The sequence below is a fragment of the Aquabacterium fontiphilum genome, assembly GCF_009909205.1.
Classification (GTDB): domain Bacteria; phylum Pseudomonadota; class Gammaproteobacteria; order Burkholderiales; family Burkholderiaceae_C; genus Aquabacterium; species Aquabacterium fontiphilum.
The window spans coordinates 1-498 of record NZ_JAAAPN010000033.1 but is presented as its reverse complement, the minus strand read 5'-3'; the positions used below and the strand labels follow the sequence as shown (position 1 = coordinate 498).

At 59.6% G+C, this 498-nt stretch carries 1 protein-coding gene; it reads right to left on the bottom strand.

All coding sequences use genetic code 11. The annotated features are described in order from the left end of the window. Nucleotides 1-250 precede the first annotated feature (250 nt). A partial coding sequence (locus GTZ97_RS16825; RefSeq protein WP_236651281.1) for a hypothetical protein occupies nucleotides 251-498 on the bottom strand: 248 nt, incomplete at its 5' end.

The window sequence follows — 498 nt, the reverse complement described above, 5'->3', positions numbered from 1 at the left end:
CCCTGAGGTTGTCGAGGTTGTAGCCGTTGAGCTTCAGCCAGGCAAGGTAAGCATCCATGTTGACCTCCCCCGTTTCATCCGAACTGAAGCGATCCACTTCACCTTCGCCAATGCCCGGCGTTCTGGCGACCTGCTCCTCTGTCCAACGCGGGATGTCGGCTGCCGCTGGGTCCGCTCGGGCTTGGCAGGCGCCCTGCTTGACTTCGCTTTGTTGCCCGCATGAAGAGCCGGTCTCACGACAGGGTGCCGCTCAAAAGTCGGTTTCGATGCGCTGGCCCGTCTTGGGGTGGATGTACCAGCCCTTTTCCCTCAGAAACCCGTTACGAAACACAATCCCTCGCCGGGCCAACTCTGGTGGGATGACGCCTCTTAGTGATTCTGGTGACGGCGCCTTGACTAGCCGACCGGCTTCGTCTTCGAGCCAATATACGCCTCTCGCTTCCTTGAAATCGCCTCCTGTTTTGGTCCATCCAGGAGCCACGTAGACAGCAGAGCCGT